Source organism: Flavobacterium sp. TAB 87 (assembly GCF_001529295.1).
In the GTDB taxonomy this organism is placed as follows: domain Bacteria; phylum Bacteroidota; class Bacteroidia; order Flavobacteriales; family Flavobacteriaceae; genus Flavobacterium.
Genome location: NZ_LLWK01000037.1, coordinates 362,348 through 389,333 on the forward strand (window position 1 = coordinate 362,348; position 26,986 = coordinate 389,333).

Annotated in this window: 24 protein-coding genes; 18 read left to right on the top strand and 6 right to left on the bottom strand. The window is 33.3% G+C overall.

The features are described 5' to 3' along the window. The first annotated feature begins 116 nt into the window (after window positions 1-116). Window positions 117-392, top strand: coding sequence for a co-chaperone GroES (gene groES, locus AP058_RS10825; RefSeq protein WP_066310414.1), 276 nt, complete (start codon window positions 117-119; stop codon window positions 390-392). Window positions 393-510: 118 nt separating this feature from the next. Then, the gene (gene groL, locus AP058_RS10830; RefSeq protein WP_066310416.1) at window positions 511-2,139 is read left to right on the top strand and encodes a chaperonin GroEL; all 1,629 of its coding nucleotides are present in this window, start codon (window positions 511-513) and stop codon (window positions 2,137-2,139) included. A 90-nt stretch (window positions 2,140-2,229) separates the two neighbouring features. Here groL and AP058_RS10835 read toward each other — a convergent pair whose 3' ends face one another. From AP058_RS10835 to xrtF, 6 genes are all read right to left on the bottom strand, one after another. Continuing rightward, window positions 2,230-2,910, bottom strand: coding sequence for a DedA family protein (locus tag AP058_RS10835; RefSeq protein WP_066310418.1), 681 nt, complete (start codon window positions 2,908-2,910; stop codon window positions 2,230-2,232). Between the two features lie 131 nt (window positions 2,911-3,041). Beyond that, complete coding sequence (locus AP058_RS10840) at window positions 3,042-3,386, bottom strand: heavy-metal-associated domain-containing protein (RefSeq protein ID WP_066310420.1); 345 nt, start codon at window positions 3,384-3,386, stop codon at window positions 3,042-3,044. A 38-nt stretch (window positions 3,387-3,424) separates the two neighbouring features. Further along, window positions 3,425-5,434, bottom strand: coding sequence for a TonB-dependent siderophore receptor (locus AP058_RS10845; RefSeq protein ID WP_066310422.1), 2,010 nt, complete (start codon window positions 5,432-5,434; stop codon window positions 3,425-3,427). Window positions 5,435-5,533: 99 nt separating this feature from the next. Further along, window positions 5,534-5,932: a hypothetical protein gene (locus AP058_RS10850; RefSeq protein WP_066310424.1), complete on the bottom strand. Its 399-nt coding sequence runs from the start codon at window positions 5,930-5,932 to the stop codon at window positions 5,534-5,536. A gap of 43 nt (window positions 5,933-5,975) precedes the next feature. Next, a complete protein-coding gene (locus AP058_RS10855; protein ID WP_066310427.1) occupies window positions 5,976-6,425 on the bottom strand; it encodes an exosortase F system-associated protein in 450 nt (149 codons plus the stop codon). Beyond that, window positions 6,415-6,945, bottom strand: a complete 531-nt coding sequence (xrtF, locus tag AP058_RS10860) for an exosortase family protein XrtF (RefSeq protein ID WP_066310430.1) — start codon at window positions 6,943-6,945, stop codon at window positions 6,415-6,417. The genes AP058_RS10855 and xrtF overlap by 11 nt, the downstream gene beginning before the upstream one ends. A gap of 70 nt (window positions 6,946-7,015) precedes the next feature. Between xrtF and AP058_RS10865 the strand changes: the two genes are divergently transcribed. From AP058_RS10865 to AP058_RS10935, 16 genes are all read left to right on the top strand, one after another. Beyond that, a complete protein-coding gene (locus AP058_RS10865; RefSeq protein WP_066310434.1) occupies window positions 7,016-7,474 on the top strand; it encodes a GAF domain-containing protein in 459 nt (152 codons plus the stop codon). Between the two features lie 23 nt (window positions 7,475-7,497). Beyond that, window positions 7,498-8,484 carry an energy transducer TonB gene (locus AP058_RS10870; RefSeq protein ID WP_066310436.1) on the top strand — a complete coding sequence of 329 codons (987 nt, stop codon included), beginning with the start codon at window positions 7,498-7,500 and terminating at the stop codon, window positions 8,482-8,484. 307 nt (window positions 8,485-8,791) lie between these two features. Then, entirely contained in the window at window positions 8,792-9,190 is a 399-nt protein-coding gene (locus AP058_RS10875; protein ID WP_066310438.1) for a DUF2452 domain-containing protein, read from the top strand. A gap of 11 nt (window positions 9,191-9,201) precedes the next feature. Then, a complete protein-coding gene (locus AP058_RS10880; protein WP_066310440.1) occupies window positions 9,202-9,840 on the top strand; it encodes a flavin reductase family protein in 639 nt (212 codons plus the stop codon). Window positions 9,841-9,843: 3 nt separating this feature from the next. Further along, window positions 9,844-11,349, top strand: a complete 1,506-nt coding sequence (locus AP058_RS10885; RefSeq protein ID WP_066310443.1) for a cryptochrome/deoxyribodipyrimidine photo-lyase family protein — start codon at window positions 9,844-9,846, stop codon at window positions 11,347-11,349. Further along, on the top strand, window positions 11,327-11,455 hold the full coding sequence (locus tag AP058_RS16700) for a DUF2256 domain-containing protein (RefSeq protein WP_082706653.1): 129 nt from the start codon (window positions 11,327-11,329) through the stop codon (window positions 11,453-11,455). Before AP058_RS10885 ends, AP058_RS16700 begins: the two co-directional genes overlap by 23 nt. 140 nt (window positions 11,456-11,595) lie before the next feature. Then, the gene (locus AP058_RS10890; protein WP_157492693.1) at window positions 11,596-12,888 is read left to right on the top strand and encodes a DASH family cryptochrome; all 1,293 of its coding nucleotides are present in this window, start codon (window positions 11,596-11,598) and stop codon (window positions 12,886-12,888) included. 99 nt (window positions 12,889-12,987) lie between these two features. Then, window positions 12,988-13,254 carry a 30S ribosomal protein S15 gene (gene rpsO / locus AP058_RS10895; RefSeq protein ID WP_066310445.1) on the top strand — a complete coding sequence of 89 codons (267 nt, stop codon included), beginning with the start codon at window positions 12,988-12,990 and terminating at the stop codon, window positions 13,252-13,254. Between the two features lie 150 nt (window positions 13,255-13,404). After that, window positions 13,405-15,546: a polyribonucleotide nucleotidyltransferase gene (locus AP058_RS10900; RefSeq protein WP_066310451.1), complete on the top strand. Its 2,142-nt coding sequence runs from the start codon at window positions 13,405-13,407 to the stop codon at window positions 15,544-15,546. A gap of 154 nt (window positions 15,547-15,700) precedes the next feature. Further along, on the top strand, window positions 15,701-16,459 hold the full coding sequence (locus AP058_RS10905; RefSeq protein WP_066310453.1) for a hypothetical protein: 759 nt from the start codon (window positions 15,701-15,703) through the stop codon (window positions 16,457-16,459). Continuing rightward, window positions 16,459-19,221 (top strand): carboxypeptidase-like regulatory domain-containing protein, encoded by a 2,763-nt coding sequence (locus tag AP058_RS10910; RefSeq protein WP_066310455.1) that lies wholly within the window; start codon window positions 16,459-16,461, stop codon window positions 19,219-19,221. Before AP058_RS10905 ends, AP058_RS10910 begins: the two co-directional genes overlap by 1 nt. A 17-nt stretch (window positions 19,222-19,238) precedes the next feature. Continuing rightward, entirely contained in the window at window positions 19,239-20,339 is a 1,101-nt protein-coding gene (locus AP058_RS10915) for a DUF4249 domain-containing protein (RefSeq protein WP_066310457.1), read from the top strand. An 82-nt stretch (window positions 20,340-20,421) separates the two neighbouring features. Further along, on the top strand, window positions 20,422-21,621 hold the full coding sequence (locus AP058_RS10920) for a DUF4249 domain-containing protein (protein WP_197413402.1): 1,200 nt from the start codon (window positions 20,422-20,424) through the stop codon (window positions 21,619-21,621). 161 nt (window positions 21,622-21,782) lie between these two features. Further along, window positions 21,783-23,288 (top strand): hypothetical protein, encoded by a 1,506-nt coding sequence (locus AP058_RS10925; protein WP_157492694.1) that lies wholly within the window; start codon window positions 21,783-21,785, stop codon window positions 23,286-23,288. Between the two features lie 164 nt (window positions 23,289-23,452). Continuing rightward, a complete protein-coding gene (locus AP058_RS10930; protein ID WP_082706635.1) occupies window positions 23,453-24,199 on the top strand; it encodes a hypothetical protein in 747 nt (248 codons plus the stop codon). Window positions 24,200-24,203: 4 nt separating this feature from the next. After that, window positions 24,204-26,978, top strand: coding sequence for a TonB-dependent receptor (locus AP058_RS10935; RefSeq protein WP_066310460.1), 2,775 nt, complete (start codon window positions 24,204-24,206; stop codon window positions 26,976-26,978). Window positions 26,979-26,986 lie beyond the last annotated feature (8 nt).

The window sequence follows — 26,986 nt, forward strand, 5'->3', positions numbered from 1 at the left end:
GCTTGTCAAAGCTGGCATTTTTTATACGCAATAATGGCAGTTATATGGGCATGGCACAATTTCTGAACACTTACAAACACGTATAAAAATTTATTAAACACAAATAATATAAAATCATGACTTTAAACATTAAACCGCTTTCAGATCGCGTACTTATCGAACCTGTTGCAGCTGAGACTAAAACTGCGTCAGGGATTTTTATTCCAGATACAGCAAAAGAAAAACCACAAAAAGGAACTGTTGTTGCAGTAGGAAACGGAACCAAAGATCATACTATGACGGTAAAAGTTGGTGATAGCGTACTTTATGGTAAATATGCTGGGACTGAATTAAAACATGAAGGAACAGATTATTTGATTATGCGTGAAGATGATATTCTTGCTATAATCTAGAGCTCCTACCAACATTCCTTAAACGGATAAAATTGGAATAACTAAAATATTCATTAATAAATATCCACCTCAACTCCCTCCTTTTCGGAGCGGGCTGTTTTGGAGAAAACTAAATAAAATGGCAAAAGATATAAAATTTGATATTGAAGCACGTGATGGATTAAAGCGCGGTGTGGATGCATTGGCAAACGCAGTAAAGGTTACTTTGGGACCAAAAGGTCGTAATGTAATTATCGGGAAATCATTTGGTGGACCAACTGTTACTAAAGATGGTGTTTCTGTTGCAAAAGAGATTGAATTGAAAGATCCATTAGAAAATATGGGTGCTCAAATGGTTAAGGAAGTAGCTTCAAAAACAAACGATTTAGCTGGAGATGGAACTACAACTGCTACCGTTTTAGCGCAAGCAATTGTAAAAGAAGGCTTGAAAAACGTTGCTGCTGGAGCAAATCCAATGGATTTAAAACGTGGAATTGACAAAGCAGTTGAAGCAATCGTTGCTGACTTGGCTAAACAAGCTAAGGTAGTTGGTAGTGATTCTGATAAAATCAAACAAATTGCTTCTATTTCTGCAAATAACGATGATGTTATTGGTGAATTGATTGCTACTGCTTTTGCTAAAGTTGGTAAAGAAGGCGTAATTACTGTTGAAGAAGCTAAAGGAACAGACACTTTTGTTGATGTAGTTGAAGGAATGCAGTTTGACAGAGGCTATCTTTCTCCTTACTTTGTTACCAATCCAGAGAAAATGGAAGTAGAGCTAGAATCTCCATACATCTTACTGTACGACAAAAAAGTATCTTCGTTAAAAGAATTACTTCCCGTTTTAGAGCCCGTAGCACAATCTGGAAAACCATTGCTAATTATTGCGGAAGATGTTGATGGGGAAGCCTTATCAACTTTGGTAGTAAATAAATTGCGAGGAGCGCTTAAAATTGCTGCTGTAAAAGCACCTGGTTTTGGTGATAGAAGAAAAGCAATGTTAGAAGATATCGCAATCTTAACTGGTGGAACTGTAATTTCTGAAGAAAGAGGACACACTCTAGAAAATACAACTATTGAAATGTTAGGAACTGCCAAGAGAGTAACAATCAACAAAGACAATACTACACTTGTAAGTGGAGCTGGTGAAGCAGACATGATTAAAAACCGCGTAAACCAAATTAAAGGTCAGATGGAAACAACTACGTCTGATTACGATAAAGAAAAGTTGCAAGAACGTTTGGCTAAATTAGCTGGTGGTGTTGCTGTTCTTTATGTTGGTGCTGCTTCTGAAGTAGAAATGAAAGAGAAAAAAGATCGCGTTGATGATGCTTTGCACGCAACTCGCGCTGCTGTTGAAGAAGGAATTGTAGCGGGTGGTGGTGTTGCACTTTTAAGAGCAAAAAGTTCTTTAGGAGCAATTAAACCAGAAAACGCTGACGAAGCAACTGGAATTCAAATTGTAGCACGTGCTATTGAATCTCCTTTAAGAACAATTGTCGAAAATGCGGGACTTGAAGGTTCTGTAGTTGTGGCAAAAGTTTCTGAAGGTACAGGTGATTTTGGTTACAATGCGAAAACAGACGAATATGTTGATATGCTAAAAGCCGGAATTATTGATCCTAAAAAAGTAACTCGTGTAGCTTTAGAAAATGCTGCATCGGTCGCTGGAATGATCTTAACTACAGAATGTGCATTAATTGACATCAAAGAAGATAATGCTGGCGGAATGCCAATGGGAGGCGGTATGCCAGGCATGATGTAATCTTAAAAAGGTTAGTTCACCCATTTAATTCAACAAAAAAAATCCGAAGTTTATAACTTCGGATTTTTTTTATGTCTGTTTGTTTTTTAATTAGATTTTATCTACTGGATGCTTTTTCAATAACTTGATAAAAACTGGAACCGTAGAAATCAAAACAATTACAATAATAATATACTCAATATAGTGTTTCAAATCGATACCAAAATTAAGAAAAATACCGTACAAGTAATGTCCTGCAAAAATTAACAAGAACGACCACAAAAAAGAACTCATTACGTTATAGTACATAAACTTCTTTTTATCCATCGAAACTATTCCTGCTACGATTGGTGCAAATGTTCTGAAAATTGGTAAGAAACGAGCATAGATAATTGCTTTACCACCGTATTTTTCAAAAAAGTCTTTCGATTGCAATAGATATTTTTTCTTAAACCAAAATGTATCCTCTTTCTTAAATAAGTAATAGCCACTTTTAGAACCAAACCAATATCCCATCATATTACCAAAAATACCGCAAATGGCAACTAGTAAAGCTAGCACAAAAACATTCACAAAATCACTTGGAATAACAACCACATTTTCCATTAAAGCTCGGCTGTAAATACCCGCCAAAAACAATAAACTATCTCCTGGCAAAAAGAAACCAGCAAATAAACCAGTTTCAGCAAAAACGATAAATAAAACAATATACAAACCGATTTGAACACCCCCGAGACTAAATGTTATGTAAAATTCAGGGTTTAGTAATTGCGTCCAGTCAAAATTATTCATACAATTTGGTTGTTAAATTTAAGAGTCCGTGAAAATAGCAATAATAAATTTCTCCCCCAATTTATTACCTTACTTTAAACATAAATTAACTAATAAAAAAGCTCAAATTTTCATTTGAGCTTTTTACTAATTTATTCTTTTCTTTCATACTTGCAACACGAATGCAAATCGTCGTATTGTTGCGCAGTAGCTTTCACTTCGTCAGTGTCATGACCTTGCTTAGCAATTGCTTTTTTTAAATCTAAAGAAGTGCTTTTTTGTTCATTTAAAATTACATACAATTGGTGCGTTTCAATATTCCAATCTGCCGATTTTACACCGGGAACCGTGTATGCTGCTTTTTCAATTCTTTTTTTACATTGATCACAGTTTCCATTAACTTCTGTCGTGTATTTTAAATTTTTATTCTTTTTTTCTTGCGCTTGCGCAGTTAAACTTATACATAAAAAAACGACTAACAATATTAAATTTCTCATCTTACTATTTTTTAAATTATTTGAAATTACTAAACTATTTATTTTATTTTAAAACGCAATCCTGCATAATACATTTGTCCGAAAACTGGAGCGTAAACCATTGAAGCATCAAAATACGCACCAAAAGGATCGTTGCTTCCTAAAATCGCTTTCGGTTGTTTGTAATTACCAATGTTTTCTCCACCCACATAAATTTCAAAAACATCCGAAAAAACACGTGTAACTTGCGCATTCATTAACGAATAAGCTTCTGAAAAATCACCTAACTGCTCAGCAATGGGATTAGATGAAGTGGTTGGTAATTGTTGTTTTCCGATTTGATTGAAAGTAAAATCCATTCGCCATTGTTGGTCCTTATCTGTAATTGGAGTTTCATACTCTACGTTAGCAAAGAAACGATGTTTGGCTTGCATTGGATTTTGAAATTTTCCTGATAAATAATCGGTTGCAACATCATAGTATTTGTAGGCTGTTCTTAAATTTAATTGGTGAACGGGTTCAAAGTTAAACTCTACTTGAAAACTGTTGGCCATAGATTTCCCTTTTAAATCGTAAAAAAGTGCTTGTTGCGCACTTTGCATCACATCAACGACAATTTTGTTAGAGAAATCCGTTCTGTAGAAATCAAAAACCACTTCTGAATTTTTATTAAAGATTCGAAATTTCTGAGAGAAACTCAAACCGTAATTCCAAGCAATTTCAGGATTTAAACCGTACGTTTTGCCCGTAGTATCTAAAATCGAAAATGCTCTAGAAGATGCAAAAAGCGACTGATTTTCAGCAAAAATGTTAGCAGTACGCTTCCCTCTTCCTGCAGAGAAACGCAGTACCGAATTTTGCCATGGATTGTACCGCGCATGCAATCTTGGAGTTACAAAAGTTCCTAAACGATTGTGATTGTCGACTCTTCCTCCTAAAACTAAACTAAAATTATCTGAGTTATCATAAGTATATTCAAAGAAGGCTCCAACTGAATTATCAATTCTACTATAATCAATGCTATTTACAAATTCTTCGTATTTATCATACGTGAAATTTAAACCGGCAGCGAACTTATTTTTAGTATTGTCAATTATCGAATTGAAAATTAAATTTGAGTAATAACTATTTTGCTTGATGTCATACTGATTTAAGCCATAGTAGGACTCTTGATTATGAATATTAAAAGCATTTTGAAAACCGATACTTTGATACGGCTGATCTGGAAACACGTAGCCGACTTTTGTAGCTACATCTAAACGCTCTGTATTAATTTCTGATCCCCAAGAATTTTTTGTTCCCCTATCTTTATTTGTATCAAAATCGACCTCACCACCTTGCTTTATATCATTCATGTATCTGAAATTGATAAAACTGACCAACCCTTTTTCTAAGTTCGTATACTGATAGCGATTTAAAACGTTAATTTGTTTGCCTATTGGATTATCTAAAAATCCGTCGTCATTCATGTCATTTTTAGAAAAGCGACCGCTCCCATGGACAAACAAACTCGTTGCCCATTTATCTGATAAACTTTTAGAAAAATGAGTATTTAATTCCACTCTCGCATCGCTAGAGCCATAAGCGTTTAAGAAAAACGGAATGTCGTTTGAGGGCTTTATTAGCTCGGTATTAATTTGCCCCGAAATACTTTCGTACCCATTTATAACACTTCCCGCCCCTTTGGTTATCTGAATACTTTCTACCCACGTTCCGGGCGTAAAAGAAAGTCCGTACGCTTGCGAAGCACCACGTACCGAAGGAATATTTTCTTCGGTAATCATTAAATAGGGGCTGGTTAAGCCCAACATTTTTATTTGTTTGTTTCCAGTAACAGCATCAGAAAAATTAACATCAATGGAAGGATTGGTCTCAAAGCTTTCGGCCAAATTACAGCAGGCTGCTTTAGCCAATTCTTTACTCGTAAGTATAGAGATGTTACCTGTTACGGAATACGATTTTTTAATTCCTTTTTGCTTTTTTACAATTTTAACTTCGTTCAAATCTTCTTGTGCGAAAACTGGAATACAAAGAAAAATCATAAGCAAAAGCGCTATATTTTTTTTCATAATAAATGATTCTATTATTTAATTTGAGTTAATTATTGCTCTAAATGAGAACAATACTAAATGTACTTCAAACGAAAGTTTGAAAAATTAAATACAGAATCAGGCGTAAAAAATAAATTGATGGTAGAGCTTAAATAATGGAGGTGCATTAGCATCGACGTAGTAACTTAAAACTTTTTTGTTGTGCTTTACCAAAATTAGCTCTGATGATACGACCGAATAAGTTGGACTTAAAAATGGTACTACGGCTTGAAAAACAAAAGCTTTTACGATCGCATTTGGAGTCTTTTTTTCGACATGAACAACGGTGTCTTTACAGCAAGAACTGTCTTTTTCATTTACTGCGCAGCACTTTTTCTCTTGTGCAGCATAATGCTTCTTTTTGAAAGAAATAGAAGCAACAGCATCTCCGCAAAAATGCACATTTAAAGCAAACCCAATACTGGAAATCAGTACGAGAAAAGCTAAAAACAAGCTGGTGCATTTTTTAAGTTTCATACTGCAAAAGTACCAAATAAAGAACAATCACCCTAATTAATTATTATTTCTTGTCTTTTAGCAATTGATAGTAAAAGGCAGGAACAAATAACAAAACAAAAAGAGGTTGAATTAAAAAGCGACGTACATAAAAAAGCAGCCAAGCACTTTCGCTTCCTTTTAAATATATAATGGCGTAGAAAAAACCAATTAGAATTATAAAAAAAATGATGTACAAAAATGTACTGAATTTTAAAATAGACTCATCTCTAAAAATTGCATATATTATTCCTAAGGAAAATATCGCATTAAGTACGTACCTCAAGGTTATATTAAAACCCAAATGCAATCCATCAAAAGCGGGAAAATCTGAATTTTTAAAATCCTCTTTGAAATAATTCAAAAATGGATCGTAAAAAAGCAAATCTTCAAAAGCACGGATAATCGCTAAACCCACCACTAATATTGTGACAATTGCAATTTTGAGCACGAGACCTTTTTTATTAATCTGCATATTTAGAGTATTTGGTTATCCATACAAACCATAAAATAAAAACCATTCCGTAAATAATTAATGGAAATAAAACACCGTGAAGAAAATGTGTGTATTGAGGAAATTCGTAAAGTAATATGGTAAGCACCGCAATTCGAAAAACATTTAGCGCATAGATAAATGTAGTTCCTGCCAATATAAAAACTGCTGTCTTTTTAAACGTTCCGGAAAAAGCAACAATAAATGAAATAAACAATATAAAAACGCTAACCGCATTACAGCCTTCGACAATACTAACAATTGTTTGGTTTTGATAATACACGTACCATTCATTTAAGACGGGAGCAATTGATACCTCGTAACCAAATAACTTTAATGTCCACTCGCTTTGTTTACTCACCAAAGTAGTAATGTCGTCGGCGGTATTTTCATCAAAACCATCTAAATAACATTGATATAGAAAGGTTAAAATAATATAGGTCAAAAAAAAGCTGCCTAGAAAAATTAAAAACGGTCGGTATTGCTGTAAGTATTTTTTCAAAAGAAATTTTTAACAAAAATATGTAAATTTTACAGATGGCATTAAATACTTTTACATAAAAATAACTGTTATGAAATTTAAAGAATTACAGCCAAAAATTATCGAATTAACTACTAATAGCGCAACTTCGAGAGACGAGAAGTTATTAGCAATTTGTGCACTTTTAAGTAACAATATTAGTTACTACAATTGGGTTGGTTTTTATTTTGCCAATCATGATACCAAAACACTTCATTTAGGTCCTTACGTAGGAGCAGAAACTGATCACACTGTAATTCCGTTTGGAAAAGGAATTTGTGGTCAGGTTGCCGAAAGCAACTCTAATTTTGTAGTGCCAGACGTAGCAGCTCAAGACAATTATATTGCTTGTAGCTTTACCGTAAAATCTGAAATTGTGATACCGTTATTTGTAAACGGAATTAATATTGGGCAAATAGACATTGACAGTCACGTTATCGATCCATTTACCGAAGCCGATGAGAAATTTTTAGAATTTGTAAATCAAGAAGTTGCAAAATTGTTTTCGTAGTACTATTTTTACGAAAAAAATTAATGAGAAAATACCTTTTTCACGTTCTATTTTGTTCCTTTTCCATTTGCTCTTTTGCTCAGAGCAACGACTCGTACGTTGCTTATACAGATGGTCCTAATAAAATAATTTACTTCGACGCTGATAAAACCCCAACAGATCCAGAGAAAGCAGAGTCTTTTAGAGTAATTAAAAACTACGCTACAGTAAGCGCGCATTATTATGTATCGGATTATTATAAATCGGGAAGTAAAAAGATGATCGGTACTTTTTTAGATAATGATGGTTATCAAGCAGACGGTCAGTTTATCTATTATTATGAAAGTGGAGCCAAACAATCTACTGTCAACTATTTTAAAGGGAAAAAAATAGGAAAAGAATACAATTGGTATGAGAACCAAATTCAAAAATCAGAATTAGAATATTTGGCGCAAGGTGAGCTTGAGAAAAGCGAAAAAAGAGTTTTCGACACCTACAAGACCAATCAATACTGGGACAGTACCGGTGTTCAAACGGTAAAAGATGGACACGGAGAAATCTCCGAAGAAAATGATCAATTTAAGCGTAATGGAGCCGTCGAGAACGGCTTACGAAATCGCACTTGGACTGGAAAAAACAAAGAATTAAAATTTACATATAGTGAAGAATATCAAAAAGGAAAATTAATTTCTGGGAAAAGCATTGACTCACTAAATATTGAACACACCTATACTGTAGCGTTTATTGAACCAAGTCCAAAAAAAGGTAGAAACAGCTTTTATAATTACATTGCCAACAATGTCAAAGTACCAAGTCAAATAAAAAACACGGCCTTTGGAAAGATTATGACAACTTTTGTAGTAGATGTAGAAGGAAACATAAAAGACATAAAAATATTTAAAGGAATACATCCCGATTTAAATGACGAAGTTATAAAAACGATAAAAAAATATGGTGCTTGGAATCCAGGAATTTTAAGAGGAATTCCAATTGAATCGAAGTTGAAATTACCATTAACTTTTAAAAATTAAAACTAACTAACAATAACCGCAGTTTATTAATATATACTGAAAGCCAAATTAATCTTCACCGATTTTTTTGGCTTTTTTTATTTATATTTTTTAAAAAGAAAATTAGCTTTTAAATCTGGACTAAAAAATTACTTCTTTTTTAAAACGCAACTTCTTGCTGTAAATCCAATTATAATTTATAATTTTGTTTAACTTTATTTAAATATAATTAAACAAAATTAATTTATTTAAATCAAGCAAATAGATAACCAATTTATATAAAACGAATCTCCATTTAAAATAAAAACATCAAGAAACACCCTTTAAAATGAAAAAAGAAGTTCCAGACAATGTCGTTTTTTCTGATGAGAAAGGATACAATGCAAGCTTTTTACCTTATGCGACAAGTGTTGGTGCGCCAGCAATAAAAGTAGACGATATAGCTGCTTGGAAAGGGCGTGGCGTGCATAATGTGAATAAAGAATTTGAAAGTAAATTTGCTGAACTTAAAGTAGAATATCAAAAACTGATGGAAGAATATCATTGGAACGAAATCATCTACAATGCTAAGTTTTCATTTGAACCAGTAATTGGGGAGATCTATCATTTGTATAATAACGCCGATGGAAATCCTTTTTTGTCATTAATTTCTCCATCAGAATGGAACAAAGAACATGTCGGAACCTTTCTACTGAACAGCAATAAAAAGTGGGTCGCCATTAAATAAAAAATCATACAATGAAAAAATATATTACTTCGGAAGATATTGAAACAATGGATAAACAACATTGCATCAATTTCATCAATAGTTTAGGTGGATTTAAAAGTGTGTGTCTTGTAGGAACGCAAAATGATCAACAACAAACCAACTTGGCTGTTTTTTCGTCTTTGGTTCATCTTGGCAGCAATCCGCCTTTGTTTGGTTTAATTTCGAGACCTGCAGCTTATGAAAGGCATACTTTAGAAAACTTAATGACTACTGGTTTTTATACCATCAATCATATCAATGAAGGTATTTACAAGCAAGCACATCAAACGGCAGCGCGTTACCCTAGAGAACTTTCTGAATTTGATGCGACTGGTTTAACTACTGAATATAAAAATGATTTTTATGCTCCTTTCGTTGCTGAAAGTAACATTCAGTTGGCCATGGAATTCAAGCAAAAAATTGATATTGAACTCAACAATACTGTTTTAATTATTGGTGAATTAAAAGCTGCTTACATTCTGCAAAATTGTCAAGCAGCAGATGGCTTTTTAGACTTAGAAATGGCTAATACAATTACGTGTTCTGGATTAGACAGTTATCATACAACCACTCGCTTGGATCGGTTGTCTTATGCAAAACCCGATAAAGAAATCATATCGATACTTTAAATTTTGATAAAAAAAGCAGTAAATATTGTTTGGTTTAAACGCGACTTACGTTGTATTGACAATGAAGCACTGTTTCATGCGCATCAGTCAGGATTGCCTTTATTGTTAGTTTATTTCTTTGAACCTTCAGTGATGAATTATGCAGATGCCGATGTGCGCCATTGGCGATTTGTTTATGAATCCATACAAGATTTACAAACGAAACTGAATAGTTCAAATTCTATATTGTATTATTTTCATGCGGAAGTAACAGACGTTTTTTTAGCATTAATTGAGCAGTATGACATTCGAACTGTTTTTTCGCATCAGGAAATTGGCAACAAAATTACCTTCGATCGCGATATAGCCATGCAGCAATTTTTGCGAGAAAATAATATTGATTGGAAGGAATTTCAGTTGCACGGCGTGATTCGAAAACTAAAATCGCGACAACATTGGGAAAAGCGCTGGGAAAATGTGATGCGTTCCGATCCCAAAATGATAAAAGAACAGGAATTAAGTACCATTCAATTAGAGCTGAATTTTTATAAAAGCATCAAAGGAGCCGAATTGTCATCTGAAATAACAACTCCAAACAAAAACTTTCAGCAAGGCGGTGAACATCTGGCTTGGCGGTATTTGGACAGTTTCGTTAAAGAGCGTTATGTAAATTATAGCAAACACATCTCTAAACCTGCTTTGAGCAGAAGAGGCTGCAGTCGTTTGTCTCCTTATTTAGCATACGGAAACATCAGCATGCGAATGGTCTACCAATACACCAATCAGTTTTACGAAACTTCAAAAAACAAACGCGCCATTTTAAATTTTGTTTCTCGACTGCATTGGCATTGCCATTTTATGCAAAAATTTGAAGACGAATGTTCAATGGAATTCGAAAACGTAAATAAAGCCTACAATTTATTGGTAAAACCGAAAAACGAAAAATATATAAAAGCTTGGCAAGAAGGAAAAACTGGTGTTCCTATTGTAGACGCTTGCATGCGTTGTCTGACTGAAACAGGCTATTTGAATTTTAGAATGCGCGCCATGGTCGTTTCGTTTTTCACTTTTAATTTATGGCAAGATTGGCGGGAACTTCATTTTTTAGCCCGACAATTTTTAGATTATGAACCAGGCATTCATTATCCACAAATTCAAATGCAATCAGGAACTACGGAAGTGAATACGATCAGGATTTACAATCCCATAAAAAATTCAGAGGAACACGATTCAGAAGGTGTTTTCATCAAGCAATGGCTCCCTGAACTGGCTGAAATTCCAACTCATTTAATACATGAACCATGGAAGATGAACGAGATGGAACAGCAGTTTTACAATTGCATCATTGGGACAGATTACCCCAAACCACTTGTAAACATTGAAGAAACCAGAAAATATGCCAGCGATATTGTCTGGAGTTTTCGAAAAAAAGAGGAAGTTATTGAAGAAGGAAAACGAATCGTACAAAAACACGTTTCTAACCCAAACAAGCTAAGAAATGCGCGGAATAAAAAAACAAAACCTACCTAGCAAAATCTGTTTGGTCTGCCAAAAGCCCTTCGCTTGGCGCAAAAAATGGGAAAAGAATTGGGAGCAAGTCAAATACTGCAGCGAAAAGTGCAGAAGCAACAAATAAAAAATTCAAATTTCACTCCTTATCTCCATCGCTTTCTTTTAAAGGAGCTCACTATTTAATCCAATAAATGCTAGAAATAAAAACGCATCGTTGCCAAATCGCCTACAAAGCCATTACTAATTTTAAAATACAAGTAAGTTATGATACAAACAGGAATAGTTTGGTTTAAAACCGACTTAAGAATAGAAGATAATGAAACACTAATCAAAGCTATTGCGCAATGTGAGAAAGTAATCTGTGTTTATTGTTTTGATGAGGCTCATTACACTGACACGTCATACGGCTTTAAAAAAACAGGCAATTATAAAACGCAATTTTTAATAGAATCTTTAAAGGATTTAGATAAAAACCTTAGCGCAATAGGCTCAGGACTGTTAGTCGTAAAAGGTAAACCCGAAGTCGAAATCCCAAAAATCGTCAAAGAATACAAGGCTTACAAAGTTTTCGCCAAGCGCGAAGTTGCGTACGAAGAAAAACAAACTGAAAAATTAGTGCAACAACAACTATTTCAAGTACGTTGCGAGTTTGAAACCTTCAGTACAAGTACACTGTATCATGCCGAAGATTTGCCTTTTTCGATCACCAACATACCAGACCTATTTACCAATTTTAGAAAACAAACCGAAAAAGAATCAACCATTAGAAAACCTTTTGAGAAACCGAAAACACTTGTATCTCCCCAAATGCCACCGATTGAACTGCCAACAGTAAAAGAATTAGGTTTAAAAAGTGTAAAAAAAGATTCAAGAGCAGTATTGGTATATAAAGGAGGAGAAACCGAAGCGCTTAAAAGACTTCATCATTATTTCTCTGACTCAAAATCGTTATCTACCTACAAGGAAACGCGAAACGGCATGATTGGCGCAGACTATTCGTCTAAATTTTCGGCATGGCTCGCAATAGGCTGCATTTCATCGCGCTACATTTATGAAGAAATCAAAAAATATGAAAAAAAATTTGGTACCAACGATTCAACTTATTGGTTGACTTTTGAATTGCTTTGGCGAGATTTCTTCCGGTTTATGTTTAAGAAGCACCAAACAAAATTCTTCTTGTATGCTGGAATTAAAAGTGAAAAAGCAAATTCGACATCATTAAATAAAAAATTGCTTACCCAATGGATCAATGGCCAAACCGATTCTGACTTTATCAATGCAAATATGATTGAACTAAAGCTTACCGGCTTTATGAGCAATAGAGGCAGACAAAATGTTGCCAGTTATTTTTGCAATGAACTCAACATGGATTGGCGTTACGGAGCAGCTTATTTTGAATCGCAATTAATTGATTATGATGTGTGCAGCAACTGGGGAAATTGGGCTTATTTGGCTGGAGTTGGCAATGATGCACGCGATCACCGCTACTTTAATATAGCCAAACAAGCCAATGATTACGATAAGAAAATGGAGTTTAGAGAACTATGGTTAAAATAAAGTAAAAATATAAATGTCAACTTAAAAAAAAACTGTACTTTTGCAGCCGTCTATCAACAAGTGATACGACATACATAATAATCATTAAATAATATTGGAATGTATTTAACTAAGGAAAAAAAAGAAGAGATTTTTGCACAACACGGTGAAGCAAAAAACACTGGAAAAGCAGAAGCTCAAATCGCATTGTTCACGTACAGAATTACACACTTAACTGAGCACTTGAAAAAAAATCGTCATGATTACAACACAGAGCGTTCACTAGTATTACTAGTAGGTAAAAGAAGATCTTTGTTGGATTACTTGAAGAAGAAAGAAATCAACAGATATCGTGAGATTATCAAAGTATTGAGTATCAGAAAATAATCAATATAAAAAAGAGGTGCGCAAGTGCCTCTTTTTGTTTATATAATAAAAAAGTTTTGGTTTTTCATTGGGTTTTGCATTTTAACTACACGCAGCAACTACAACACAACTGGTTACCCATTTTTTTAATAACCAAAAAAGAAAAAATTTATGATTCCACAATTATTTGTAGAAAGTATCGATTTAGGTGATGGCAGAAACATCACAATCGAGACAGGTCGTTTAGCTAAACAGGCTGATGGATCTGTAGTAATTAGAATAGGAAAAACTGTTATTTTAGGAACAGTTGTTTCTTCAAGAAAAGCGAGCCCAGGTATCGACTTTTTACCATTAACGGTAGATTATCGCGAAAAGTTTGCAGCAGCAGGACGTTTTCCAGGAGGTTTCTTCAAAAGAGAAGCTAGACCAAGTGACAGCGAAGTATTAACTATGCGTTTAGTTGACCGTGTTTTGCGTCCGCTTTTCCCAGATGATTATCATGCAGAAGTGCAAGTTATGATTCAGTTAATGTCTCATGACGATGACGTTATGCCAGATGCATTAGCAGGTTTAGCAGCTTCGGCAGCACTTGCTTTATCTGACATTCCTTTCGAAACTTTAATTTCTGAAGCTAGAGTTGGAAGAGTTGATGGAAAATTCATCATCAACCCATCTCGTGCACAATTAGATTTATCAGACATCGATATGATGATTGGTGCTTCTATGGATTCTATCGCAATGGTAGAAGGTGAAATGAAAGAAATTTCAGAAGCTGAAATGTTAGAAGCAATTAAATTTGCACACGAGCACATCAAAAACCAAATTGCTGCTCAATTGCGTTTGCAAGCTGCTTTTGGTAAAAAAGAAGTGCGTACGTACGAAGGAGAAAGAGAAGACGAAGCTATTTACGCTAAAGTAAAAGCAGCATCTTACGATAAAATTTATGCTATCGCTAGCAAAGGTTCTTCTAAACAAGAACGTACGGCAGCATTTGACGAAGTAAAAGAAGAAGTTAAAGCTTTATTTACTGAAGAAGAATTAGCAGCAGATGGAGATTTAGTATCTAAATACTTCAAAAAAACAAACAAAGAAGCAGTTCGTAACGTAACCCTAGATTTAGGAACTCGTTTAGACGGAAGAAAAACTACAGAAATCAGAGACATCTGGTGTGAAGTAGATTATTTACCATCGGTTCACGGATCTGCCTTATTTACACGTGGAGAAACGCAAGCTTTGGCAACTGCAACTTTAGGAACTTCTAGAGAAGCAAACCAAATCGATTCACCTTCACAACAAGGAGAAGAAAAATTCTACTTGCACTATAATTTCCCTCCATTCTCAACTGGTGAAGCACGTCCTCTAAGAGGAACTTCAAGAAGAGAAGTTGGTCACGGAAACTTGGCGCAAAGAGCGTTAAAAAATATGATTCCTGCTGATTGTCCTTATACAATTCGTGTCGTTTCTGAAGTACTAGAATCTAATGGTTCTTCTTCTATGGCAACAGTTTGTGCTGGAACATTATCTTTAATGGATGCTGGTATTCAATTAATTCGTCCAGTTTCTGGAATTGCAATGGGATTGATTTCAGACGGAGACCGTTATGCTGTATTGTCTGATATTCTTGGTGATGAAGATCATTTGGGAGATATGGACTTTAAAGTAACTGGAACTTCTGAAGGAATTACAGCTTGTCAAATGGACATCAAAATTGATGGATTGAAATACGAGATTATGGAAGCAGCTTTAGCGCAAGCTAGAGATGGTCGTTTGCATATCCTTGGAAAATTAATCGAAACTTTGGCTTCTCCAAAAGAAGACGTTAAGGCATATGCTCCAAAAATTATTACAAGAAGAATTCCTAATGCATTTATTGGTGCATTAATTGGACCTGGTGGAAAAGTGATTCAAGAATTACAAAAAGCAACTGGAACAACAATCGTTATCAATGAAGACCCAACTACTGAGGAAGGCGTTATTGAAATTTTAGGAACTGATCCTGCTGGAATCGAAGCGGTATTGGCTAAAATTAAGTCAATCACTTTTAAACCTCAAATGAATGAGTCTTATGAAGTGAAAGTAATTAAAATGTTAGATTTTGGTGCAGTTGTAGAATATACATCAGCTCCAGGAAACGAAGTTTTATTACACGTATCTGAATTGGCTTGGGAACGCACAGAAAACGTTACTGATGTTGTGAACATGGGCGATGTTTTTGAAGTGAAGTACTTAGGTATGGATCCTAAAACGAGAAAAGAAAAAGTGTCCAAAAAAGCACTTATGCCAAGACCTCCACGTGAGGAAAGAAAAGAGTAATCAATCTTAGTTTACTAAAGGTTTATTTATAGAGAAATCCCGTTTCATAACTGAAACGGGATTTTTTGTTATAAACCAGTAAAAGCCTTGAAAATTAAATCTTCAACTTGTTAAAATCAACTCAATACTATTATATTTGAATTTTCTTACACATATGATTCTATTGAAAGCTAAAATTCTTACTTTAAAAAAAATTAATTTTTCTCTACTATTAATTGGTCATTTGAGCATTTGTCAAAGTCAAAGCATAGAGAAGAAAGAAATTAACCGCTATTTTGACCAATCTGTTGGAACACAAATTCTGGGAATCAATAACGGAAAAATCCATATCGATCCGTACACTTATAAACAAGAGCAGCACAATTATTATTTAAATAAAAATTTTATAATTGGAAGTGTTTTTTACGACAATCAATTGTACGAAAATATCATGATAAAATATGATATCTACAAAGATGAGCTGGTTAAGTCCTTTGAAAAATCAAACTCCTTCGGTATCACTCTCATCACAGAGAAAGTGGTCTATTTTTTAATAGACAATCATAAGTTTATAAACAGTGCTTCTACATTTTCTAAATCAAAAGTACTTCCTGGTTTTATTGAAGAAAAATATTTAGGGAAAACTATTAGTTTTTACATCAAACACTCTAAAAGTGCTAAAGATGCCATAGTAGGAACTACACTCTACACTGAATTTAAAGAAGCTACTACGCATCAACTTCTTTACAATTTCGAATTAAAAACCATAAACACACAAAAAGAAATTACTACACTATTTCCTTTGCTAAAAAGCGAAATAAAAAACTATTATCGTGTCAATAAAGTTTCACAAGAAAATAACGCCGATCAGTTTAAAGCAGACTTAATTCAATTCATTGATCAAAACCTACCAAGTACTAGCACCAAAATCTAATGAAAAAAAAACTTCTCTTGTACTTCCTCACTCTTATTCCTTTTTGTGTGTTCTCGCAAGAAAAAACAGTCACAGTTTCCTATTCAAATGTTACACGTCAAAAAGCAATTGAAATAATTGAAGAAAATTCTGATTTTCGCTTTTATTTTAATGCTCACTGGTTTTCTAATAAGGAGCTAATTTCAGGTAGTTTTGAGAATAAGCCCATTTTGTTTATTTTAGATGACATTTTCAATAGCACCATTATAAACTACTTTATTACCTCAAACAGCATTATTTTAAGTAATGGTATTTTAATATCAACTTCTCTTACCGAAGATTATTTCAAAAATCCACAACCTGATACCAGAGACAGTGACTTAGCACTTAAAGCTACTCCTATTTATAATAAACAATATCTTACCGAAAGTAAAACAGAAACAGATTCTCTTATTACCTTAGGAAAACAAACCAACATTAACGCTGCTGAAACTCATACATTATCTGGTTACGTCACTAATAGTGTTTCTGGCAAACCAGAATACAATATTACCTTACTTATAAAAGGAAAAGAAATTAGCACGACAACCGATGCAAATGGATATTATAGTTTTAAGATTCCTGCTGGGGTCAACATTATTGAAACACAATCCGTAAGCCACCAATCTAAAGTTCAAAAAATAGTACTGTACAATAATGGACAAATCAATTTCAGTATAGCTGAAAATGTAAATTCGCTTAAAGAAATTATTATTGAGAACAAAAAAACAAAGAATGTAGCTTCCGCTATTACTGGACTCACTACTATTGACATTGAGAATATAAAAAATGTACCTCTAATTTTAGGTGAAAGGGACATTTTCAAGGTTGCTACAACTTTGCCTGGAATAAAAACAACTGGCGAAGGATCTTCTGGTTATAATGTGAGAGGTGGAAAAGACGATCAGAATTTATTTCTATTAGACAACGCTGTATTATATAATCCCTCACATTTTTTAGGTTTCTTTTCTGCTGTCAATCCGTTTACGACCAAACGAGCAGACATTTATAAAGGAAGCATTCCTGCGCATTTTGGAGGTCGTCTTTCTTCGGTTTTTGATATAGAATCTAAAAAAGGAAATACACGAAAATTAGCAGGCGAAGCTGGAATTGGTCCAGTCATGAGCAATGTCACTTTAGAAGTTCCCATTGTAAAAGGAAAATCTAGTTTGCTATTTGGTGGACGAGCTAGCTACTCAGATTGGATTTTAAGTGCGATAAAAGATGCTGATTTAAATAATAGCTCTGCTTCTTTCTATGACATTTTACTTAAATACAACCATCAACTTACTCTGAAAGATGATTTCGAAACTTCATTTTATTACAGTCATGATAAATTTCGCATCACTTCCGACTCCATCAACAAATACAGCAATCAAATCGCAACTGTAAAGTGGGAGCATGATTTTAATGCCAAAAGCAGATCATCAGTTATCATCACAAACAGCGATTACAAATTCAATATCAATTACGATTCACAAATTGACAAGGCTTTTGACTACGGTTATGGCATAAACGAAACGCAGTTTATCTTTAAAATGAAATACAAGTGGACACAAAAGCACACTCTTAATTATGGAATTAGTAGCAAAATATATAAAGTAGACAAAGGTTTTGTTAAACCTTCGGGTACTGAATCTCTAATAAAAAACATTACTTTAGATCAAGAAAGAGGTTTAGAATCTGCACTGTTTTTTACAGACAACTTTAAAGTAAATGATTCTTTTTTGCTTGATTTAGGATTGCGTTATTCTCTTTATCAAGGGCTGGGGCCTGCTTCTCAAAACAGCTATGATCCTAATTTTCCAAAATCTGATTTAACGGTTACCGAAACAAAAACTTACAAAGCCAATGAAGTCGTAAAAAATTACGGTGGCTTTGAACCTAGAATTTCAGCACGTTATTTCATACTTTCAGATTTATCTGTAAAGGCAAGTTTTGATCGCACATATCAGTACATTCATTTACTTTCTAGTAACACTACACAATCTCCAACGGATTCTTGGAAACTTTCGGACTTCAATGTAGAGCCACAATCATCCAATCAATATTCTTTGGGTCTCTTTAAAAATATCGCTAACAATTCGTTAGAATTAAGTGTAGAAGGTTACTACAAACAATCAAAGAATATCTTAGATTATAAGGTGGGTGCCGAATTACTATTAAATGAAAATATAGAAACAGAACTTCTGCAAGGCGAGGGCAAATCGTACGGAATTGAATTTTTACTTAAGAAAGAAAAAGGGAGTTTTAATGGTTGGTTGAGCTACACCTACTCCAAATCACTAATTAAATTAGATAGTAAATTTGATACTGAAAAAGTCAATAATGGCGATTATTTTCCTTCTAACTATGACAAACCACATGATTTTAGTGCGATTTTAAATTATAAATTCACTAAACGATACAGCTTATCTAGCAATTTTGTATACCAAACAGGAAGACCAGTTACGTTTCCAATTGGTTCCTATAATTTCGCTGGTAGCAGCTACACTTTATACAGTGATAGAAACCAATTTCGTATTCCCGATTACTATCGACTGGATATCGGTATAAACGTAGAAGGAAATCATAAAATAAAAAAGCTTGCGCATAGCTTTTGGAATCTTTCTGTCTATAATGTTCTCGGTCGAAACAATCCGTATAACGTATATTTTGTCACTGAAAAAGGAAAAATTCATGCCTACAAAACTTCTATTTTCGCTGTCCCAATTCCGACAATAACTTATAATTTAAAATTTTAATTCCATAAAAAATGCATATGAAATTATCAATCTTTAAAAAAATAGTGTTTGTACTGTTTTCGACTGGACTAATTTCAAGTTGCACGGAACAATATGTCTTTCAAAATCAAAATTTTAACGAAGCTTTGGTTGTAGAGGCCACACTTACAAACGAAATGAAATATCAAGAAGTAAAACTTTCTCGAACCATCTCCATCAACGACAGTTTAGGATCGACTGAGGTCGGCGCAACTGTTTCTATTATCGATAACAATGGGACCGAATTTAATTTTGATGAAGGAGAAAGCAAATATGTTTCACAAAATGAATTTAAAGCGGAACCGAACAAAGAGTATCAGCTAAAAATTATTACCGCTTCTGGGAAAATTTACCTTTCCAACAAAGAGAAATTAACCACTGAAAGCACTATAGATTTAGAAACTTCTGTAATTGATAAAGAAGGAGAAAAAGGCGTACAAATAAATGTAAAAAGTTCTGACCCAACCAATACTTCTAAATTTTACCGGTACGAATATGAAGAAACGTACAAAATCAAAACAATTTTTGAGATTGTAAAGCCAAATACCAGTATATGCTATAGCACTTACTACTCTAAAGAAATTATACAAACAAATACAAATGACCGCTCAACGGACCAAGTGAATTATCCGATACGTTTTATTGGTCGTAGTGATTACAAGCTTACGAATAGGTACACCATTTTGGTAACGCAGTATGTCCAAAATCGCGCGGCCTATGAGTATTATTCCACATTAAAGAAAATGTCCGAAACTGGCAATCTGTTGTCACTTAATCAACCAGGCTTTGCTATTGGAAATATTAAGTCTGTTACAAATCCACCTGAAAAGGTAGTAGGTTTTTTTGATGTCGCTTCTGTCTCTAAAAAAAGAATATTTTTTAATCATACTGATCTATTTCCCACAGAACAACCTGCCAATTATTTTATGAATTGCAAAGCAATCCTCGTATCAAATACAACTAATAGTTTTGGTTATAATATTTTAAAAACACATGTCATTCTAGGTACAGATTACAAGGGAACTTATGTGGTTGAAAAAGAATGTGCTGATTGCACCACTTTTGCATCTAATATTAAACCATCATTTTGGATCGATTAAATAAAAAAAATGTAGTTCTAATTAATTACGAATAATACTTATGCTAGCCCGCAAAAGACAAAATTATAATCTAAATTTTAACTTGGTACTAATACCTATAAAATTATCAATTCCTAAAAAAATAGGGTTCACTCTGCTTTTCGTGGCCGTTCTTATGTCGAGCTGCACCGAACAATATGCGTTTCAAAATCAAATTTTTGAAGAAGCGCTAATTGTAGAAGCTACAATTACAAATGAAATGACACATCAAGAAGTAAAACTTTCACGAGCAAGCGCAGTAAATGATGGCTTACCACTAATGGAATTTGGCGCTGTAGTCACTGTTGTAAATAATAGTGGTACTGAATTTAATTTTGAGGAAAAGGGAGATAAATATATCTCAGAAACTAAATTTAAAGCAGAGCCCAACAGCTATTATCAATTGAAAATAAGAACTGTTTCAGGAAAAGAATATATTTCATCGACTGAACAAGTAACTGCTGAAAATACTATAAACGTAGAAACTGCTGTAATTGAGAAAGAGGGCGAAAAAGGTGTTCAAATAAATGTAAAAAATTACGATCCTACAAATAGCTCCAAATTTTACCGATATGAATATGAAGAAACCTATCAAATAAAAACGAATTTTGAAGTTAAGGAGCAATTAAAAGAAAGCGGTTACATCGCTTACAATAATTATTTTAAACTAGACATTTTACCAGCAAAATCCAACACACGCATTTGCTATAGCACTAATTATTCTAGTGAAATTCTACAAACCAACACTGTAGATCAACAAAAAGCTTTAGTAAATTATGCTATTCGCTTTATCAGTCAAAACGATTATATACTTACCAATCGCTACACCATAAAGGTTAAGCAATACACCCAAAACCGTGCAGCCTACGATTATTATTACACCTTAAATAAAATGTCTGGCACTGGCGACTTATTATCTCCCAATCAGCCTGGATATATTGTTGGAAATATTACATCAACAACAAATGCTTCAGAAAAAGTAGTTGGTTTTTTTGAAGTTGCTTCAGTTTCTCAAAAACGAATCTTTTTTAATTATGAGGACATTTTTCCTTCGCAAAAACCTACAGATTATTTTAGAGAATGTGAACCTATACTTGTCGAGCACGAAAATTTATCGAAAAACAATTTTTCTATTTTAAGATCGCACGTTTACCTCGGACCTGGAGCTGGCCTAAATGTTACAAAGTATTATATGGTCGAGAAAGAATGCGGCGACTGCACAACATTTTCATCTAACGTAAAACCTTCATTTTGGATAGACTAAATAAAAAAATAACGCTACTTCTTGCACTGTTAAGCTGTGCTTATAGTAGTACTGCTCAAAACAGCGCTACTCTGAGTGCAGAATCATTATTCGTGCAAACTAACGCAACAGTTCTTCTAACTGGTGAAACGCTATACTACAAATTATACTGTTTAAATCAAATGAATACAATTTCAGACATTAGTCAAATTGCTTACGTCGAATTAGTCAACAGTCAAAAAGAAAGTGTTTTAAAAACTAAAATTAAACTAGATAAAGGATTAGGCAATGGTGATTCTTTTTTACCAACGACATTATCCTCTGGCAACTATAAGCTTATTGCATATACCAACTGGATGCTGAATAATCGCCAAAATACCTTTTTTGAAATTGATCTAACCATACTAAATCCGTTTCAAAAAAACCTCAACTTAATAAGTGATAGCACTATAGTTTCTTATCAAACTACTGCCAAAAAAGACAATGAAAATTCACTTTTGATCTTAGACAAAGAGAAGTATTCAAAGAGAGAGAAGGTATCCCTTTTTATTCCTCAAACTTTAGAACGCGGAAATTACGTTTTATCTGTTAAAAAAATAGATAATATTCCCGTTCCAAACTACAAAAACAATAGTATTCAAAATCAGAATTTAAATCAAATTTTAACATACCTCCCAGAAACACGTGGCGAATTGGTAACCGGTTCTATTCGTGCAAAAAATGAAACTGCAGTAGTGAGTTCAAAAATAGTTACGCTTTCTATATCTGATAAAAACTTCATTTATAAAACTACTAAAACAGACGAAAATGGAAAATTTATTTTTATATTGGACAAACAAACCAGCAATACAGTTGTCTATCTACAATTATCAGAAGCAGATCGAGAAAATTACACTATTAAAATTGACAAAAAACAAGTCCCAAATTTATCAAGTTTAAATTTTTCTAAGACCACTTCTATTTCTGCCAAAAACCTAAATGCAATTCAAGAGCGCTCATTAGCAACTCAAATCGAAAATGTTTATTTCATGCAGAAAAAAGATAGCATTTTTGAAGCTCCAGCTGCAAGCCCGTTCTTTCATCCTACTGAAAAAAGATATAATTTAGATGACTATGATCGATTTAGAACTTTTAAAGAAACTATTATTGAAATTGTCCTAGAGCTTAGTTTTAAAGAATACAACAAAGTTCCGTCTTTGTACTTAAATGACAGTCGCTATAACATTACACAATCTAAAGAACCCTGTCTTGTTTTGGTCGACGGTTTACAAATACAAGATATGAACGCTATTAACAATTTTAGTAGTACTCAAATCGAGAGCATCAGTGTAGTTAGCTCTCCCTATTATTATGGCCCCAAATTGTTTAATGGAATCGTAAGTATATGTACTAAAAATAAAGACTTTGCGAGTAGCTATCTTGATAAAAATGTTTTAACGACTAGGATTTTACGACCTCAACCGGATAAAATTTATTATCAACCCAACTACCAAATTTCTAATTATGAGCAACGAATTCCAGATTATCGCTATCAGCTGCTCTGGGAACCAAACCTAACAAGCAGCAATATTCAACAGGAAATTTCATTTTACAGTTCAGACATCACAGGCAATTTTGAAATAGTACTAGAAGGATTATCAGAAGAAGGAAAGTTAGTTCGACTCACAAAAACATTGCTTGTAAAGTAGAAAATCATTTCCCGTTTCGCATCACGCTGAAGCGGGATTTTTTGTTTTAGTTAAAGTCTAAGTTTTAACTGTTAAAAAATTTAACAGTCAAAAGCTCATCAAATTGTAGTTTTTATAATACATTTGAAATTACTTAAACTATAATCAAAAAAACACTTACTACATTGATAACTTCGCAAAAAAAGCAAACTGCATTGTTTTTTATCGGGCTAATTCTAGTTACTAGTTCTGTTTATTCGCAAACGAAATCTGACTTTTCTATTTACAATTGGTATGATAATGTGGCTGGAAAGGGAAACTTGGATTTTAATACTGGAAAAATTCACACCAATCCATATAAAAGTATTGATAAAAGTACTTTGTTTCTTAAATCTGATTCGTTTGAAATTGGAACGCTGAATTATGATGGAAACTTATATTTTGAAATTCCGCTTAAATATGACATTCTTAGAGATATTTTAGTACTAAACCCAAGCGAAGGTTCAGCGGTAACTGCTATCAGTCTCAATCAAGATAAAGTCGATAGTTTTCTAATTTTCAATAAGAACTTTGTTAAGATAAACAAAGAACAATACAATAATACTAATTTTTCAACTGGTTATTATGAGATTGTAAAATACAGTGAAAATCAAGCTTTTTATATTAAACACTCTAAAAGTCTAGAAAAAAGAGTGAAAGATGATGGAATATACTACAGCTTTAAAGACAATAATACTTTTTATTTTGATCTGGATAAAAAGCTATATGCAATAAATTCTAAAAAAGATATTATCAAATTATTCCCGTCCAAAAAAGAGGAGATCAATAATTTTTATGCTAGCAATAATACGATTCGGAAAACTGATTTTGATCAATTTATGAAAAACTTACTGCAGTCAGTCACTACTTCACTATTTAATAAAGAGCAGTAATCGAATGAAAAAAATACTCCTAATAATACTAAGCTTACTTGTCTTAGCTCCAGTTCTACATGCACAGAATAAAGCAGATGCGTCACTTTCTTTTAAATTTAATAATAATTCGTTAAAAACAGTCATCGAAGACATTGAACGTTCAACTTCCTATCAATTCTATTTTGAAGAAATATGGATCCAAGAAAATAATACTTTAATTACTGCAACTTTTCAAAACGCACTGTTGTCCGAAGTTTTAGAAGAAGTTTTAAAAAAAACAAACTTACATTATATTGTATTAAACAATAAAATAATTCTAACACGTAACAGTAAAATACATACTGACTTACCTCCGAGCTATTTTACAAGTTCTCCAGCAGTTGCAAAGCAAAAACTCAAACCAGTCTTCTACCAGCAATATGATTCGGCAGGAAATTTTAGTGTCAATAAAAAATCTAATCTAGTTTTTATTGGTAAAGAAAATAACAGCAATATAAAAGACAAATTTGTAGTGTCTGGAACGATAACTAATAGAGAAACAGGCAAACCAGAAAATAATGTTCTCATACAAATACGCAATTCAAAGATTACTGCTGTGACAGATTTAGAAGGGGATTACAGTCTCGAATTACCGAAAGGAATAAATGTTATAGAAATAAAATCAATGAATTACAAAGAGGTTACAAAAACCTTAATGGTTTATGACAGTGGAAATCTTGACATTGAAATTAACGAGAGTACTAATCAACTGGACGAAATTTTTATTAGAAAAAAAGAGAAAAAAAATGTTGAAAATGTTATTTCTGGACTCGTATCAATTGATATTCAATCTATAAAAAATGTTCCTTTAATTCTTGGCGAGCGCGACATTTTGAAGGTTGCCACGACTTATCCGGGAATTAAAACGACCGGAGAAGGATCTGCGGGTTTTAATGTTAGAGGTGGAAAAGACGATCAAAATTTAATTTTATTAGATAATTCAGTATTGTACAACCCACAACATTTTTTAGGTTTCTTCTCTGCAATTAATCCGTATACTACTAAGAAAGCAGATATCTATAAAGGCAGTATTCCTGCCGATTTTGGAGGTCGTCTTTCGTCAGTATTTGATATTACAACTAAAAATGGAAATGAAGAAAAGTTTTCTGGAGAAGGTGCGATTGGACCAATTACATCTAATTTAAGTTTCGGTTTTCCGATTAAAAAAAACAAATCAAGTATTATTATTGGAGCAAGAGCAACCTACTCTGATTGGATCTTAAAAAGCTTAGACAATAAGGATTTAAAGAACAGTCAAACGGGCTTTTATGATGGTATATTAAAATACAATAATGTAGTTAATGCAAACAATACTCTTGAAGCAAATCTGTATTACAGTCGTGATAACTTCAGTCTAAGTTCTGACTCAATCTATAAATATAGTAATAGAGTAGCCTCTGTAAAATGGGACCATTCTTTTAATAAGAAAAATAAAGCTGCTTTAATTTTTAACAATAGCGAATATAAATTCAATATCGATTACGATTCGGCTGATGTAAATGCCTTTGACTTTGGCTACAAAATAAAGGAATCGCAATTACAGTTAAAATTAAATTACTTACTGAACGAAAAGCATACTTTATCTTATGGAATAGCAAGTAAACTATATCAAATTTCGCCCGGTTATCAATATCCTAAATATCCCGAATCTTCCTTAATACGCACAGATATCGCAAATGAAAAGGCTTTGGAATCTGCCATTTATATTTCTGACAGTTACAAATTAAGTACAAAACTATTAATAGATGTAGGTCTTCGCTATTCTTTTTATGCCTCGTTAGGTGATGCGGATGTGAATGTATATCAAGAAGGTTTGCCAAAAACGGAAGAAACGGTAGTTAGAACGAATCATTACGGTACCAATGACGTCATTGCCAGTTATGGCGGATTTGAACCTCGCTTGGCTGCGCGATATTTTTTTACAGAACACTTGTCTATAAAAGCGGGTTACGACATGACCAGACAGTACATTCATCTTTTATCGAGTAATGTAACTCAATCTCCTACTGATACGTGGAAACTATCAGACCTTAATGTTCAGCCTGAAAGTGCTCAGCAAGTCTCTCTAGGTATTTATAAAGATTTTGAAGATACTGACTATCAATTAAGTTTAGAAGGATATTACAAAACATCAAAAAATATTCTTGACTATAAAGTGGGTGCGCAGTTATTATTAAACGATCATATAGAAACCGAACTCTTACAAGGAAAAGGTAAAGCGTACGGAATCGAGCTTTTGTTAAAAAAGCAAGAAGGACGTTTGAACGGATGGATTAGCTACACCTATTCTCGGACTTTTATCCAACTAGACAGCCAATTTAGTTCTGAGATAGTAAATAATGGAGACTATTTTGCAGCTAATTTTGATAAACCGCATGACTTAAGTGTGATCTTAAATTATAAATTTACTAAGCGATATAGTTTGTCAAGTAACTTTTTATATCAAACTGGAAGACCAATCACTTATCCAATTGGTACGTATCATTATGGTGATGCTGATTATACTTTATACAGCGATCGCAATCAATATCGTGTTCCCGATTATATCCGCTTGGATTTAGGAATAAATATTGAAGGTAACCACAAAATAAAAAAATTAGCACACAGTTTTTGGAACATATCGGTTTACAATGTATTGGGAAGAAACAATCCGTACTCTATTTATTTTAATACAGATAGTGATGGAAAAGTTAAGGGTTATAAAACATCTATATTTTCAATTCCAGTTCCAAGTATTACCTACAACTTCAAATTTTAATTAGAAAA

Coding starts and splice junctions, on each gene's coding strand:
- groES (WP_066310414.1), top strand. CDS start 117: ATGACTTTAAACATTAAACCGCTTTCAGATCGCGTACTTATCGAACCT.
- groL (WP_066310416.1), top strand. CDS start 511: ATGGCAAAAGATATAAAATTTGATATTGAAGCACGTGATGGATTAAAG.
- AP058_RS10835 (WP_066310418.1), bottom strand. CDS start 2,910: ATGAATAATTTTGACTGGACGCAATTACTAAACCCTGAATTTTACATA.
- AP058_RS10840 (WP_066310420.1), bottom strand. CDS start 3,386: ATGAGAAATTTAATATTGTTAGTCGTTTTTTTATGTATAAGTTTAACT.
- AP058_RS10845 (WP_066310422.1), bottom strand. CDS start 5,434: ATGAAAAAAAATATAGCGCTTTTGCTTATGATTTTTCTTTGTATTCCA.
- AP058_RS10850 (WP_066310424.1), bottom strand. CDS start 5,932: ATGAAACTTAAAAAATGCACCAGCTTGTTTTTAGCTTTTCTCGTACTG.
- AP058_RS10855 (WP_066310427.1), bottom strand. CDS start 6,425: ATGCAGATTAATAAAAAAGGTCTCGTGCTCAAAATTGCAATTGTCACA.
- AP058_RS10865 (WP_066310434.1), top strand. CDS start 7,016: ATGAAATTTAAAGAATTACAGCCAAAAATTATCGAATTAACTACTAAT.
- AP058_RS10870 (WP_066310436.1), top strand. CDS start 7,498: ATGAGAAAATACCTTTTTCACGTTCTATTTTGTTCCTTTTCCATTTGC.
- AP058_RS10875 (WP_066310438.1), top strand. CDS start 8,792: ATGAAAAAAGAAGTTCCAGACAATGTCGTTTTTTCTGATGAGAAAGGA.
- AP058_RS10880 (WP_066310440.1), top strand. CDS start 9,202: ATGAAAAAATATATTACTTCGGAAGATATTGAAACAATGGATAAACAA.
- AP058_RS10890 (WP_157492693.1), top strand. CDS start 11,596: ATGATACAAACAGGAATAGTTTGGTTTAAAACCGACTTAAGAATAGAA.
- rpsO (WP_066310445.1), top strand. CDS start 12,988: ATGTATTTAACTAAGGAAAAAAAAGAAGAGATTTTTGCACAACACGGT.
- AP058_RS10900 (WP_066310451.1), top strand. CDS start 13,405: ATGATTCCACAATTATTTGTAGAAAGTATCGATTTAGGTGATGGCAGA.
- AP058_RS10905 (WP_066310453.1), top strand. CDS start 15,701: ATGATTCTATTGAAAGCTAAAATTCTTACTTTAAAAAAAATTAATTTT.
- AP058_RS10910 (WP_066310455.1), top strand. CDS start 16,459: ATGAAAAAAAAACTTCTCTTGTACTTCCTCACTCTTATTCCTTTTTGT.
- AP058_RS10915 (WP_066310457.1), top strand. CDS start 19,239: ATGAAATTATCAATCTTTAAAAAAATAGTGTTTGTACTGTTTTCGACT.
- AP058_RS10925 (WP_157492694.1), top strand. CDS start 21,783: ATGAATACAATTTCAGACATTAGTCAAATTGCTTACGTCGAATTAGTC.
- AP058_RS10935 (WP_066310460.1), top strand. CDS start 24,204: ATGAAAAAAATACTCCTAATAATACTAAGCTTACTTGTCTTAGCTCCA.